General features: G+C 68.5%; 12 protein-coding genes and 1 tRNA gene. 7 read left to right on the forward strand and 6 right to left on the reverse strand.

Features of this window, described 5'->3' with window-relative positions; genetic code table 11:
- The coding region (locus tag ABSF49_RS17520) for a hypothetical protein (protein WP_490363330.1) at positions 1-325 on the reverse strand (325 nt) is incomplete at its 3' end.
- 28 nt (positions 326-353) lie between these two features.
- A complete protein-coding gene (locus tag ABSF49_RS17525; protein WP_424113936.1) occupies positions 354-1,895 on the reverse strand; it encodes an NAD(P)H-hydrate dehydratase in 1,542 nt (513 codons plus the stop codon).
- Positions 1,896-2,009: 114 nt separating this feature from the next.
- Between ABSF49_RS17525 and ABSF49_RS17530 the strand changes: the two genes are divergently transcribed.
- A tRNA-Asn gene (locus ABSF49_RS17530) sits at positions 2,010-2,085 on the forward strand.
- A 114-nt stretch (positions 2,086-2,199) separates the two neighbouring features.
- The gene (locus ABSF49_RS17535) at positions 2,200-2,397 is read left to right on the forward strand and encodes a hypothetical protein (RefSeq protein WP_424113937.1); all 198 of its coding nucleotides are present in this window, start codon (positions 2,200-2,202) and stop codon (positions 2,395-2,397) included.
- Between the two features lie 22 nt (positions 2,398-2,419).
- On the opposite strand, the gene ABSF49_RS17540 is transcribed toward ABSF49_RS17535, so the two are convergent.
- Complete coding sequence (locus ABSF49_RS17540; RefSeq protein ID WP_424113938.1) at positions 2,420-4,000, reverse strand: LysM peptidoglycan-binding domain-containing protein; 1,581 nt, start codon at positions 3,998-4,000, stop codon at positions 2,420-2,422.
- A gap of 379 nt (positions 4,001-4,379) precedes the next feature.
- Between ABSF49_RS17540 and ABSF49_RS17545 the strand changes: the two genes are divergently transcribed.
- Entirely contained in the window at positions 4,380-5,867 is a 1,488-nt protein-coding gene (locus tag ABSF49_RS17545) for a TadE/TadG family type IV pilus assembly protein (protein ID WP_424113939.1), read from the forward strand.
- Positions 5,868-6,516: 649 nt separating this feature from the next.
- Here ABSF49_RS17545 and ABSF49_RS17550 read toward each other — a convergent pair.
- The gene (locus tag ABSF49_RS17550) at positions 6,517-7,146 is read right to left on the reverse strand and encodes a TadE/TadG family type IV pilus assembly protein (protein WP_424113940.1); all 630 of its coding nucleotides are present in this window, start codon (positions 7,144-7,146) and stop codon (positions 6,517-6,519) included.
- On the reverse strand, positions 7,143-7,682 hold the full coding sequence (locus tag ABSF49_RS17555) for a TadE family protein (RefSeq protein ID WP_424113941.1): 540 nt from the start codon (positions 7,680-7,682) through the stop codon (positions 7,143-7,145). Before ABSF49_RS17555 ends, ABSF49_RS17550 begins: the two co-directional genes overlap by 4 nt.
- A gap of 186 nt (positions 7,683-7,868) precedes the next feature.
- Here ABSF49_RS17555 and ABSF49_RS17560 point away from each other — a divergent pair, with 186 nt between their 5' ends.
- Together ABSF49_RS17560 and ABSF49_RS17565 are read left to right on the forward strand one after the other, a co-directional pair.
- Positions 7,869-8,750 (forward strand): acyl-CoA thioesterase, encoded by an 882-nt coding sequence (locus ABSF49_RS17560; protein WP_424113942.1) that lies wholly within the window; start codon positions 7,869-7,871, stop codon positions 8,748-8,750.
- 242 nt (positions 8,751-8,992) lie between these two features.
- On the forward strand, positions 8,993-9,355 hold the full coding sequence (locus tag ABSF49_RS17565) for a P-II family nitrogen regulator (RefSeq protein WP_424113943.1): 363 nt from the start codon (positions 8,993-8,995) through the stop codon (positions 9,353-9,355).
- 27 nt (positions 9,356-9,382) lie between these two features.
- Here ABSF49_RS17565 and ABSF49_RS17570 read toward each other — a convergent pair whose 3' ends face one another.
- A complete protein-coding gene (locus ABSF49_RS17570) occupies positions 9,383-9,742 on the reverse strand; it encodes a hypothetical protein (RefSeq protein ID WP_424113946.1) in 360 nt (119 codons plus the stop codon).
- On the opposite strand from ABSF49_RS17570, the gene ABSF49_RS17575 reads away from it, so the two are divergent.
- Both ABSF49_RS17575 and ABSF49_RS17580 read left to right on the forward strand, forming a co-directional pair.
- Positions 9,666-10,937, forward strand: a complete 1,272-nt coding sequence (locus ABSF49_RS17575; RefSeq protein WP_424113945.1) for an ammonium transporter — start codon at positions 9,666-9,668, stop codon at positions 10,935-10,937. The two genes, ABSF49_RS17570 and ABSF49_RS17575, sit on opposite strands and share 77 nt — an antisense overlap.
- A 207-nt stretch (positions 10,938-11,144) precedes the next feature.
- Positions 11,145-13,664 carry an FtsK/SpoIIIE family DNA translocase gene (locus ABSF49_RS17580; protein ID WP_424113944.1) on the forward strand — a complete coding sequence of 840 codons (2,520 nt, stop codon included), beginning with the start codon at positions 11,145-11,147 and terminating at the stop codon, positions 13,662-13,664.
- The last annotated feature ends 129 nt before the right edge of the window (positions 13,665-13,793 follow it).

A 13,793-nucleotide genomic window follows, 5' to 3' on the forward strand; every position in this document is an offset into this window, starting at 1 on the left:
GTTCAACTGTTATATCCTTTGTATATTTGTCATAACTCACTATATCGCTAGGTGAAACGTACATTATTATTCCAGGCGGCATATGCTCATTTTCGAATTCTGATAATTCACGGGTCGTGCTCGACGTTTGCTTAACTACCAGACGCCTTACTTCGGTCGAATTCAGGAAATAACCATCAATCTGAAATTCATCTCTTTGAAGAAATGGTTTTACTATTCTGTTTTCTATTTCCTTAAGATCGGTATTGTCCAAATCAAACAACTGCCTATTTGATTGTGACTTTCCGATCTTCTCGGTCGTCTCTATGAGAACGTGATAATACATTGGATGCGCCTTCGAATCGTTTATGTTATTATAGAACTGAATGTTTTGAGGAAGATAGTTCACTCAACACGCCCGGCAGCGCTTCGGGCAGATCCTCCGCGATCAATCCCGGCCCAAGCGCGCGCGCCGCCGCGCCGTGCAGCCACACCGCCGCCGCCGCCGCCTCGAAGACGGGCATGCGCTGCGCCAACAGGCCGCAGGCCAGCCCGGCGAGCACGTCGCCCGAGCCGGCGGTGGCGAGCGTCGGCGGCAGGTCGAAGCCGATCGCGGCGCGACCGTCGGGGGCGGCGACGATCGTGTCGGCGCCCTTGAGGACGACGACCGCGCCGAGCGCTGCGGCGGCGGCGCGGGCGCGACCAAGTTTGGATGACTGATCAAGCACTTCGGCACGGCCGCGGAACAAACGGACGAACTCGCCTTGGTGCGGCGTGACGATTGTCGCCCGGCCTTCGCGGGCGATCAACGCCGCCAATCCGCCGGCGTCGCCGGCGAAACTCGTCAGCGCGTCGGCGTCGAGGACGATCGCGCGCGGCTCAGCGCTCGGCTCGGTCAAAGCGACGGCGACGAGGCCGCGCGTCGCCTCGCCGACGCCGGCGCCGGGACCGATCAGCGCGGCGTTGCGCCGCGGGTCGGCGAGCAGTCGCGCAAAACCGGCGAGACCGGCAAAGGGCGCGACCATCACCGCCGTCGAATGGGCGGAATTGGCCGCGACGGCGTCGGGCGGGCTGGCGATCGTCGCCAACCCCGCGCCGACGCGCAGCGCCGCGCGCGCCGCCAGTCGCGCCGCGCCGGTGCGGTGGGCGGGGCCGGAGACGATGAGCGCCGCGCCGCGCGTATATTTGTGGGCGAAGGCGTCGAGCCGCGGCGCCGCGGCGCGCCAAATCGCTGGCGCATTGACGAAGGCCCTCGGCGCGATCGTCTCGAGCGCGCGCTCGCTGAGACCGATGTCGGCGAGAACGAGACGGCCGCACAGCGCGCGCCCGGGCAGCAGCAGGTGGCCGGGCTTGAGGCGAAAGAACGTGACGACCGCGCTCGCCTGGACCGCCGCGCCGCGCACCTGCCCGGTCGCGCCGTCGACGCCGGAAGGCGTATCGACGCTGAGAACCGGCCGGCCCGAACGCGCGACGGCGTTGATCGCCTCGACGCAACGGAGCGCCGAGTCGTCGATGTCGCGCGACAGACCGGCGCCGTACAAGGCGTCAATGACGAGGTCGGCGGCGTCGAACGCGAATCCTTCGCCGGCGTGAACCGGCCCCCGCCAGCGCTCCGCCGCCAAGGCCGGATCGCCGCGCATCCGCGCGCGGTCGCCGAGCAGCGCCAGCTCGACCCGATAGCCCCAGGATTCGAGCAGCCGCGCCGCGACGAAGCCGTCGCCGCCGTTGCCGCCCGGGCCGCACAGAATGGCGATCCGCCCGCGGCTCGGCGCCATGCGCGCCGCCTCCCCGGCGACTGCCAGGCCGGCGCGCTCCATCAGCGTAATGCCCGGCGTTCCCGCGGCGATGGTCAATCGGTCGACCTCGGCCATCTCGGCCGGAGTCAGCAATTCGGGACGACGGCGCGGATCGAGCATGGCGCGATCGTGGCGCCGCGGTCGAAGCGCGGCAAGGCCCGCCGCCGCCGCAGGGAAAATTGGCGCTTTCCATCGCGCGATTTTCTGCTATATCGCGCCGGCGTTCCGGCCTGATCCCCGATAGCTCAGCTGGTAGAGCATTCGACTGTTAATCGAATGGTCGCAGGTTCGAGTCCTGCTCGGGGAGCCACCGCGCTTCAGCCGCAAGACCGCGATCGGGGGCCCCAAGACGCCCGCCCGCACCCGCCGCTGGCCGGGGCGGCGCCATTGTGCTAGACGTCGCCCGGGGGCAAGCGTAGGGGCGATGCGTTTCACGATCTCCTCTGGCACGGAACTGCGGCCGATCGTCGATCGGCGCGAGGATGCGCGCGCCGCGCGCGACCTCGTCGCGACCCTGGTGAAGCACAAGCGGCCGAACGTCCGCATCCGCGACGGCGAAGGCCGCTTCCTGTCGCTGGCGACGCTCGAGCGACTGGCCTCACAGGAAACGACGGGCCGCTGAATCCGATCTTGGTCGGCGAGCGTCAGCGCGCCGGAGGCGGATTCGTCGTCGGATTTGGCGGCACGACGAAGATCTGACCGATGTAGATCAAGTTCGGATCGCGGATCTGGGACGAATTGGCCGAGAAGATATCGGCGTAGCGCAACCCGTCGCCGTAGTACTTGATCGCCAGATCCCACAGATTGTCGCCCTTCACCACCGTGTAGGTGCTCACTTCGGCGACGACGGCGTGAGCGGCGGTCGCCAGCGGGGTCTCGGCCGCGGCCGGGGTCGACGCCGGCGAGGCGGCTGAGGGCGCCGGCTCGGCGGCGACGCGCGCCGTCGGGGCCGGCGCGGCGGGCGTCGCGGTTGGCGTCGGCTCGGCGGCGGCGGACGAAGCCGCCGGCGACGGCGGCGAAGACGGCGCGGCCGCCGCGACTGGCGTCGAGGCGGCGGACGTCGGCTCGACCGCGGCGGGCGCGGCCGGCGAGGACGCCGCGGGCGACGGCGCCGCGGCGGGCGCAGCCGAAGCGACCGGCGTCGAAGCTGACGGCCTGAGCGCGGCGGGCGTCGGCTCGACGGCGGCCGGCGAGGACGCCGCGGGCGACGGCGCCGCGGCGGGCGTCGCCGGAGCGGCGATGGCGACGGCCTCGCGCTGCGGATAGACGAACGGCGCCTCGGCGCGCGCCAGAATCGCGCCTGCCGCGTCGATCGCCGCCGCTTCGAGGACATAATCGCCGGCGGTCAGGCCGCGTTCGATCGTCAGCCGCCACTCGCCATCGGCGCCGGCGATCACCTCGGCGAGCACCGAATTGTTGAGCCGCAATCGCACATGCGCGCCGGCCGGCGCCGAGCCGACCGCCTCGAGCCCGGCCGGATCGACCGGCCGCACGCTGGCGACCGCGACGGCGACCGTCGGCGTCGGCGTTGCGGCCGGCTTCGCCGAGGGCGTGGGCGTCGACGCGGCGGCGCTTGCGGCCGCAGTCGGCGTCGCGGCGGCGCTCGTGGCCGCCGGGATCGGCGTCGCGGCGGCGCTCGTGGCCGGGATCGCAGCCGGAGTCGGGGTCGGCGCCGCGGCGACGGTCGGCGCCGGCTTGGCGGCGGGCGAAGGCGTCGCCGCCGGCGCTGCGGCGACCGCGGCCGGCGCTGCCGCTACTTCGACGACGACCACGTCGGAAACCTGCGGCGCGCCGTCGCCGACCTTGGCCGACAGGCGCAGCGGGTGGCGTCCGGGGCTGAGCGGGGCCGGCAGGATGACGAACTGCCCCGCGTCATTGGCGGCGGCGTCGCCGATGGCCTTACCGTCGTCGCTGAGTTCGACCCGCGCGCTGGGCGCAGCGCGTCCGGCGATGACGGCTTCGCCGCTCGGCTCGACCCGCACGATGTCGAAGGCGGGCGTCGAGGCCGGAGACGGCGCCGCGGCGGGCGACTTGGCGGCGCTGGCTTGGACCGCCGGGGCCGCGGCGGGCGAACTCGGGGCGGGCGTCGGCGCGAAGGTCGCGGTGACGACCGAGGCCGGCGGCGCGCCGTGCGGCTGAAGGACCAGGAACCAGTAGGCGATCGCTGCAACGATCGCCGCGGCTGCGAGCCCGCCAACCGTGAAAATCAAAGCCCTGAACCGCATGGCGGCGCCCCTCCCCTGCGAATCGAGCATAATTCGCCCGGTGGCGCCGAAGCAACGCGCCGCCTTCGGCTGCGACGGAAAGTCAGGGGATGGCGCATCTCGGCGCCCTCGCCCGCCCGCTCGGGGCTATCGTCGGGCGCATCGCTTTGGATCGCGCCCGCGGCCCCAGGCGGAGCGCCGAAGATTTGTCGATCGCCGCCACGATTCCGTAACCTTGCGAAGTCTTTCCCCCATCCGTCGCCGACCGGCCCGGAGTTTCAGCGACTATATTAGCTATTCGTTTAGCCTGGACATGGCATTCCGAAGCGTTTCCGGGCTCGGCGCGTCGCGGCGGTCGCGACGACGGCGGGTCGCGGACTCGACCAAAGCGGGTTTGGCCATGCGTTTCCCCTCCCCGACCAGGTTCATCGCGAACCGGCGCGGCAACGTCGCGATGATGTACGCGCTGATGCTCCCGGTGTTGATGTTCGGCGCCGGATTCGCGATCGACTACACCCACGCGATGCAGGTGCAGACCGAGCTCGACGCCGCCGCCGACGCGGCGGTGCTGGCCGCGCTGACGCCCTCGATGATGCAGCAGTCCGACGCGGCGGCGCAAACGGCGGCGACCAACCTCTTCAACGCTCAGGCGAACGCCATATCCTCGCTCATCGCAACCGACACCGTCCTCACCGTCACCGTGACCAATCCCAACAACAACTCGCTGAAGCGCACGGTCACGGTCAGCTACGTCGCCGCCAACCAGAACATCTTCGCCAGCGTCCTCGGCTATTCGGCGTTGCAGGTCAAAGGCTCCTCGACCGCGAACGCGTCGATCGCCCCCAACATCAACTTCTATGTGCTGCTCGACAATTCGCCGTCGATGGCGCTGCCGCAGACCTCAGCCGGCATCACGCAGATGGAGACCCTGACGCCGCAGCAAGGCGGATGCGCCTTCGCCTGCCATCAGGCCAGCACCGGCAATGGCGACACGCAAGGAAATCCCTGCCTGAAAGGCACCACCTACACCACGCCGACGGTCTCCTCCGGCGGCACCCCGAACGCGTACTGCTCGGCGACGCAAGGAACGCAGATCGACGATTATTCGCTCGCGCGCCACAACACCATCCCGCTTCGCCTGGATGCGCTCAATACCGGCATCAGCGATCTGATGACCGCAGCGTCGAACGCCGAGCAGACGGCGACCGGCACGCCGCCCGTCTACCAATTCGCCGCCTACACGATGGATTCTTCCTGGCAGATCGGGATGACCAGCACGAACAACTACAACAACCTGATGTCGATGACGAACAATTTCGTCTCTGGCTGGGCGAGCGCTTCGCCCAACTTCGGCGTCATGGAGTACTATTCGAACAACAATGAGTGCGGCAATTCGGCGTGCAGCAGCAGCGGCGGCGGCGGCGACTACGCCACCAATTACGAAAACGCCCTCGGCGCGGTGAACACGATCATGCCGAACCCCGGCAACGGCACGAACGTGGTCGGCGACACGCCGCAGGAAGTTCTGTTCATCGTCACCGACGGCGTCGCCGACGAACTCAGTCCGCCGTCGTGCAGCCAAACGGAAACCGGCAGCCGCTGCCAGGAGCCGATCAACACGGCGCTGTGCACCACGATCAAGAACCGCGGCGTTCGCATCGCGATCCTTTACACCGACTATCTGCCGGTGACCTCGAACACGTGGTACGAGGACTGGATCGAGCCCTTCAACACGAACCCGCCCACCAACTCGCAGATCGCAACCAACCTGGAGACGTGCGCCTCGTCCGGCCTCTTCTATGACGCCGGCGTCGACAGCAGCAATCTCGGCTCCGACCTGCAGACGCTGTTCAACACCGTCACGGCGACGGCGCATCTGACCAACTGAGTCCTGCGGGCGCGGGCCGTCGACCGCGCCTCCCCTCTTCCTCTCCTGCGCGGCGCGGCCATCGGCCGCGCCGTCTTCGTTTGCGATGGTCAGGCGCTGATTCTTGGGCGACTTCGACCGCTCAACGTCGCGGCCGATCGGCCTTGCGGCGCGTCGTCGGACGCGAAGGGACGCGATCCGCACGTCGCCGCCGCATCCTTTCTCGCTCGTTCGCGCTCGACGCGCCGCACAGACGCGACGAAGCGAAGCCCGAGCCGTCGCGCGACCGCGCAGCGGCGGCGGCGAAGCCAAGCGCGCGGCGACGCCGAACCGGAGCCTGTCGCTTCCACGCTGGAACGCCGTCTGCGCCATTGCGAGCGACGGCGACGCGATTCCGACCAAGCCGCCGCCGCAAACTCCAAGTCTGGATGGCCTCCGCCCGGACTTGATCCGGGGACTGCTCGCACCGGCGACCTGAACGACTCGACTTGATCGCGTCGCGCTCCCGTCGACGCGCCGGGCGCGACTCCGCTCTCGTCGCACGTTTCGTCGCGGCGGCCCCGAAGCGCGTGCGCGCGCGAGCGCCGAGCTTTGCGGGAACGGCAAGGAGGTTTTGGCGGCGTCCGACGCCGGCGAGCCGCGCGTCGACGCATAATGGGCGCGCTGGCGGCTACTGCCCGACCAGCATGTTGAGGCTCGCGGAGGCGCGCGGCGTCAGATAGATCGCATCGTGCAGCGTCATCACCGAGGCCGGGGTGTAGAGGTTGAGCGGCGTGTAGACGTAGTAGACCTCGCCCATGATGAAATAGTTGCCTTGCTGTCCCGTACCTAGGCCGGTCGGCAGGGTCACCGTCGAACCGACGACCCGCGCCGTCGCGCCGTTGAACGGCTCGCTCCATTGCACCGTGGCGGTGGTCTGGTTGGAATTGATCAACACCTCCGTGGCCAGCATCGTCAGATTGGACGACGGCGTGGGGCAAGACGAGAAAGGCGTCATGACGCACGAGGCGTACGAAAGATCGGCGTCGATCGACGATTGCGGCACCGACGGCTTTCCGCTGACCATCGTCGGCGTCGTCTGGGTGATGAGGTCGGTGACGGTGCGCGCGGTCAGCGTCACCTTGCGCTGTGCGTCGAAGGCCTCGGCGCCGTAGAGCAGCAGCGCGAACATGGTCAGCGCGACCGGCAGGATCAGCGCCGCCTCGACCGCCGCCATGGCGCGCGTGTCGTCGCGCAGCGCGCGCCCGACGTGGGCGGCGCGCCGCAGAATGTTCGAAATAGGAGCGCTTGCGTTCGTCATTGCGCCTCGACCTTGAACACCTGAGTCGACGTCATCAGGTAGGCGCCGTTGCCGAGATTGGCGAAATTCCACCCGAGCGGTAGGCCGATCACCGGCCACGGATACATGACCTGCAGCACGCCGATCTGGCCCGACGTCGGCTGCTGGTAAGGCAGGGTGCTGCTCAAGACGCCGTTCGAATTGAACGTCGGCGGGGCGGTGTTGATCGACGACTCCGACGTCGCCGGCTGCAGGCTGATCATGACGCTGGCGCAATTGAAGAGCGCCGGCATGTCGGCGCACACCGCGGTCTTGAATTGCGCGGCGGAAAGCGAGCCCGCCTGGTTGGTCAGCACCTGGCGCGCCGATTCCTCGGCCGCCGTCTCCAGATAGGAGTTGCAGATGAAGATGATCGCGCATTGCGCCGTGGCGTAAACCACGACGATGAAGATCGGCGCGACCAGGGCGAACTCCGCCGCCGGCCCGCCATCCCGGCGGGTCGCGAAGGCGGCGGCGGCGCGGCGGCCGGCGTTGAAGAGGCGTCGAAGCGATCGCATGGGTGAGCGTCAATGCCCGTTTCGGTCGGGCCATAGTGGCAGCGAGGAATTACGGGAGCGTTACGCAAGTCGACGAAACTCTGCGGCATTTACGGCTCCTGCGGCGCGGACGGACCCGCGCCGCAGCGTAGGGGTTGACGAAGCCGGCCGCGGACCGCCAAAAGGCCGCTGGCGATTGGAGCGATCATGCCGCTGACCTCCGCAGATCTCGTGGCCCTGCTCGACATCGAGCCCGCCGGCGTCGACCGCTTCGTCGGTCGCTCGCCGGACATGGGTTGGGCGCGGGTCTACGGCGGACAGGTGATCGCCCAGGCGCTCGTCGCCGCGCAGCGCACCGTCCCGGGGCGGTCGCCCCATTCCCTCCACGCCTATTTCCTGCTGGGAGGCGATCCCGCCGAGCCGATCCTGTTTGAGGTCGAGCGGGTCCGCGACGGCCGCAGCTTCTCGACCCGCCGCGTGACGGCCAGCCAGCGCGGCGAGCCGATTTTCGTCCTCGCCGTGTCTTTCCAAATCGCCGAAGGCGGCCCCGAACACCAGGCGTCGGCGCCCGAGGCGCCGCCGCCGGAACAGATCGTCGATCCCGAGGCGGCGCTCGCCGCGATGCCCGAATCGGCGCGCAAGCGCCTGCAAACGCTGTTCGATCGCGTCCGTCCGATCGAGTTCCGCCCGACAAGTATGCGGCGCTATGCCCCCTTGCGCGCCGGCGAAACCCGCGCCGCCGAGCAATCGGTGTGGATTCGCATCGGCGGTCGACTTCCCGACGACCCTATGATCCACACGGCGGCGCTGGCTTATCTATCCGACATGACGCTGCTCGACACGGCGCTGGTCGCCCACGGCCACGCCATTTTTGACGGCAGCCATCAGGTGGCGAGCCTCGATCACGCGCTGTGGCTGCACCGCCCCCGCCGCGCCGACGAGTGGCTGCTCTACGCGCAGGACAGCCCGAGCGCTTGCGGCGCGCGCGCGCTGACCCGCGGAATGCTGTTCAGCCGCGACGGCGTGTTGGTGGCGAGCGTGGCCCAAGAAGGGCTTGTCCGTCCGATCCGCACAGCGCCGATCGCCTGACTGTTTTTTGGGCGCCTAATTGTCCGCCATTGTCGCGATGAGCCGCCCGCCAATTGGGCAACGATCCGCGAGACGAGCGAAATCCGTATAGTTGTCATCGCGTTAATCCCACAGCCGTCGCTGGCACGACCCTTGTAAGGAGGGCCGCGCACCGCGCGCCTACGCGCCCGGTCGACCATTGCACGAGGGAAGCGCGGGTCATCTTCGATCCGCGTCGCGACCTCCAAAACGGGGCGAGGCTCATGAAAATCGTAATGGCCATCATCAAGCCGTTCAAACTCGAGGAGGTGCGCGACGCGCTCACCGCCATCGGCGTTCACGGCCTGACTGTGACCGAAGTGAACGGCCTGACTGTGACCGAAGTGAAAGGCTACGGCCGCCAGAAAGGTCACACCGAGATTTATCGAGGGGCGGAATACGCGGTCAGTTTTCTGCCGAAGCTGAAGATCGAGGTCGCGGTCAACGCCGAGCTTGTCGACAAAGTGGTCGACGCAATCGTCGCGGCGGCCCGAACCGGTCAGATCGGCGACGGCAAGATCTTCATCACCAACATCGAGGCGGCAGTCCGCATTCGCACGGGCGAGAAGGACAAGGACGCCCTCTGAGCCAACCATTCCCTTTGAATCGGAGATTTAAACGATGAATCTGACTCGGTTCCTCAAAGGCTTGGCGCCCGCGTTGGCGGTAGCCGCGCTGATCGGCTTCTCCGCCCCCGCGCCGTCATTCGCCGACGACGCGACGCCGACGCCTGCAGCCTCGGCGCCTGCCGCCGCTGCCCCCGCCGCCGCCGCGCCTGCCGCCGCTGCGACCGCGGCCGTCAAGCCCCCGCCGCCGGCGACGCCCGCCTGCGCCGCGGGCGTCGCGGCAATCGACGCCACCGACAAATATGCGGCCGTCCCGGCCGTTCCCGCGGTTATGACAAACTGCACGCCGTCGGGCGGCGACACCGCGTGGATGCTGACTTCCGTCGCCCTGGTGCTGATGATGACCATCCCGGGCCTCGGCCTCTTCTACGGCGGCATGGTCCGCAAGAAGAACGTCGGCGACACCGTGATGACGAGCTTCGCCATCACCTGCCTGGTGACGGTCCTCTACGCGGTCTTCACCTACAGCCTGTCGTTCACTTCGGGCGGCGGCTTCATCGGCGGGCTCAGTCGCGCGTTCCTGCAAGGGATTCTCAGCGACGTGAACAACGGCGGCATCGGCAACCCCAATTCGCTGGCGCCGACGATCCCTGAAACCGTCTACATGTGCTTCCAGATGACGTTCGCGATCATCACCCCGGCCCTCATCGCGGGCGCCTTCGCGGAGCGCATGAAGTTCTCGGCCATGCTGTGGTTCATCGGCCTGTGGGCGATTCTCGTCTACGCGCCGATCGCCCACTGGGTCTGGGGTCCGGACGGCATGTTCTCGACCGCCAACGTCGACGACAAGGGCAACTTCGCCGGTTGGAAGGTGGTGCTCGACTTCGCCGGCGGCACGGTCGTTCACATCAACGCCGGCGTCGCCGGTCTGATGTGCGCCATCATGCTCGGCAAGCGTCGCGACAGCGGCCCTGGCCACAACATGGTCCTCACCTTCATCGGCGCGGGCCTGCTGTGGGTCGGCTGGTTCGGCTTCAACGCCGGTTCGGCGGTGAGCGCGGGCGTGCAGGCCGGCATGGCGATGACGGTCACCCAGATCGCCACCGCGGTTGCCGCGCTGACCTGGATGTTCGTCGAATGGGCGCACCGCGGCAAGCCGACGGTCATCGGCATCTGCTCCGGCGCCGTCGCCGGTCTGGTCGCCATCACCCCGGCCTCCGGCTACGTCGGCCCGATCGGCTCGATGGTGATCGGCGTCGCCTGCGGCGTCGGCTGCTACCTCGGCGCCACCGCGCTCAAGCACGCCTTCGGCTACGACGACGCGCTCGACTGCTTCGGCGTCCACGGCGTCGGCGGCATCATCGGCGCGATCCTGACCGGCGTGTTCGCGATCAACCAGTACAGCGGCCACTCCGGCCTCATCGAAGGCAACCCGGGCCAGGTGATCAACCAGCTGATCGGCATCGGCACCGTCATTATCTACGACGGCGTCATCTCGCTGATCATCCTCAAGGTGATCGACATGGTGATCGGGCTGCGCGTCAGCGACGACGTCGAGCGCGACGGCCTCGATCTCGCCCTGCACGGCGAAGTCGTTCAGTAAAGCGTACCCGGTCCGGCGGTTCCTCCCCCGCCGGACCGGCTCCTCGTGGTTCCTCCCCGACTCGGACGCCGCCTCGGCGTCCTTTTTTTTCGCCCGCCCTGTCTCGGCGCCCGAATTGTTAAGGTTAGGCCGACATTAACTCGCTCCGCCTAGCCTTTCCGGCTGAGCCGCGTGCGTTCGCCGCGGCCCCGGGCGAGCGGTCGAGCGATGCGCACCACGACGTTCACGTTTCTGGACTACCTGCCCGACTCGCTGCGGGAGGCGCCGAAGCGGCGAGCGGCTGAGTTCGTCGGCCTCGGCGTGCTCGCCGCGCTCGTCGCCGCTTGCTTGGCGCTGGTGACCTGGTCGGTCGCCGACCCCAGCCTCAACCACGCGACCTCGACCCCGATCCACAACCTGCTCGGACGTCCCGGCGCGGTTCTCGCCGACGTCGCCATGCAGTTCTTCGGCCTCGCCTGCGTCGTGGCGCTGATTCCGCCGGCCCATTGGGGCTGGCGACTGACGACCGAAAAGCGCCTCGACCGCATCCGCAACAAGCTCATCCTGTGGGCGCTCGGCTCGACGCTGGCGGCCGGCTGCGCGTCGTTGCTGCCGATTCCGGCAAGCTGGCCGCTGCCGACCGGGCTCGGCGGCGTGATCGGCGACGCGGTGTTATGGGCGCCGCACCGGCTGCTGGCCGGCTGGCCGCTCGGCCAAGCCGCCTTCGGCCTGGCGCTCGCCGCTTCGGCGATTCTGTCGCTGACCGCCGCCGCCGGTTACCACCTCAAGCCGGCGGCCGAGGCCGAAGCCGGGCCGGCGGCCGACGCCGCCGCGCTGCGGCGCGAGCCCGAGCGCTATGACAGCGACGACGAAGACAGCGACGGCGAGCCGGGTTTCGGCCTCGTCTCGCTCGGCGCCCTCATCCACACCGCGCTGACGATCAAGAGCGCGCTCAGGCGGCTGTTGTTGCGCAAGGCCCCCTTGCCCGCCGTCGGCCCGGCGCCGCGCGCGCCCTGGCTCGGCCGCGAGCCCGACGCCTTCGTCGCCGACCTTTCCGCCTATGCGCCGCGCGGCGAGCGCATCGAACCGACCTTGACCGGCGCCGCGCCTGCAGTCGACGGGCCGATTCGCGTCGCCCCGCCGGCCGGCGCGCTCAAGCCCGGCCGGCGCGCGCAAAGCGAAGCGCAGCTGTCGCTGCTCGATCGCGACGCCTACGAACTGCCGCCGCTGGCGATGCTCGCCGAACCGAAGCGGGCGGTCGCCTCGAAGATCTCCGAGGACGCGCTGGAGCAGAATGCGCGCCTGCTCGAAGGCGTGCTCGACGATTTCGGCGTCAAGGGCGAGATCATCAACGTGCGCCCCGGCCCGGTCGTCACGCTCTACGAGCTCGAACCCGCCCCCGGCATCAAGTCGTCGCGCGTCATCGGCCTCGCCGACGACATCGCCCGTTCGATGTCGGCGATCTCGGCCCGCGTCGCGGTGGTGCAAGGGCGCAACGTGATCGGCATCGAGCTGCCCAACCAGCGGCGCGAGACCGTCTATCTGCGCGAGCTGCTGGCGAGCCAGGATTTCGAGAAGTCGAAGCACCGCCTCGCCATCGCGCTCGGCAAGACGATCGGCGGCGAGCCGGTGATCGTCGACCTCGCCCGCATGCCGCACCTGCTGGTCGCCGGCACCACGGGGTCGGGCAAGTCGGTGGCGATCAACACCATGGTGATGAGCCTGCTCTACCGGCTGAAGCCCGAGCAGTGCCGTCTGATCATGGTCGACCCGAAGATGCTCGAGCTCTCCGTCTACGACGGCATTCCGCATCTGCTCACCCCCGTCGTCACCGACCCGAAGAAGGCGGTCGTCGCGCTGAAATGGGCGGTGCGCGAGATGGAGGACCGCTACAAGAAGATGTCGAAGGTCGGCGTGCGCAACATCGACGGCTTCAACGCGCGCGTCGCCGAGGCCAACGCCAAGGGCGAGGCGATCACCCGCACGGTGCAGACCGGCTTCGACCGCGACACCGGCGAGGCGGTCTACGAGCAGGAGGAGATGGAGCTCGAGGAGCTGCCCTACATCGTCGTCGTCGTCGACGAGATGGCCGACCTGATGATGGTCGCCGGCAAGGACATCGAAGGCGCCGTGCAGCGCCTGGCGCAGATGGCGCGCGCCGCCGGCATCCACATCATCACCGCCACCCAGCGCCCGTCGGTCGACGTCATCACCGGCACGATCAAGGCCAATTTCCCCACCCGCGTCTCGTTCCAGGTGACGAGCAAGATCGACAGCCGCACCATTCTCGGCGAGCAGGGCGCCGAGCAGCTGCTCGGCCAGGGCGACATGCTCTACATGGCCGGCGGCGGCCGCATCAGCCGCGTCCACGGGCCGTTCGTCTCCGATTCCGAAGTCGAGCGGGTCGTCGCCCATCTCAAGGCGCAGGGACAACCCGAATACTTGAGCGCCATCACCGAGGAAGACCCCGACGCGGAGGTCGAGGCGGCGGAGGCCGGCAATCTGTCGACCATGGATTCCGAAGAGGCCGGCGACTACTACGACCGCGCCGTCAACATCGTGCTGCGCGACCGCAAATGCTCGACCAGCTACATCCAGCGGCGCCTGTCGATCGGCTACAACAAGGCCGCCTCGATCGTCGAACGCATGGAGCAGGAAGGCGTCGTCAGCCCGGCCAACCACTCGGGCAAGCGCGAGATCCTGGTCGGCAACGGGGTGGACAGGGCACCGTTCGAAGACGACGAGTGAGGCGGCGACAAGTCCGTTGCACGGGCGGGCGATTTCAGGGGGTTGGGCGCCATTTTGCGCGCGGGGCGCGCCGGGGCGGCAGGGGCGCGAGACGATCGGTCTGCCCGCACGGCTCGCCCTTCTCGAACG

Source organism: Roseiarcus sp. (assembly GCF_049514155.1).
GTDB lineage: Bacteria > Pseudomonadota > Alphaproteobacteria > Rhizobiales > Beijerinckiaceae > Roseiarcus.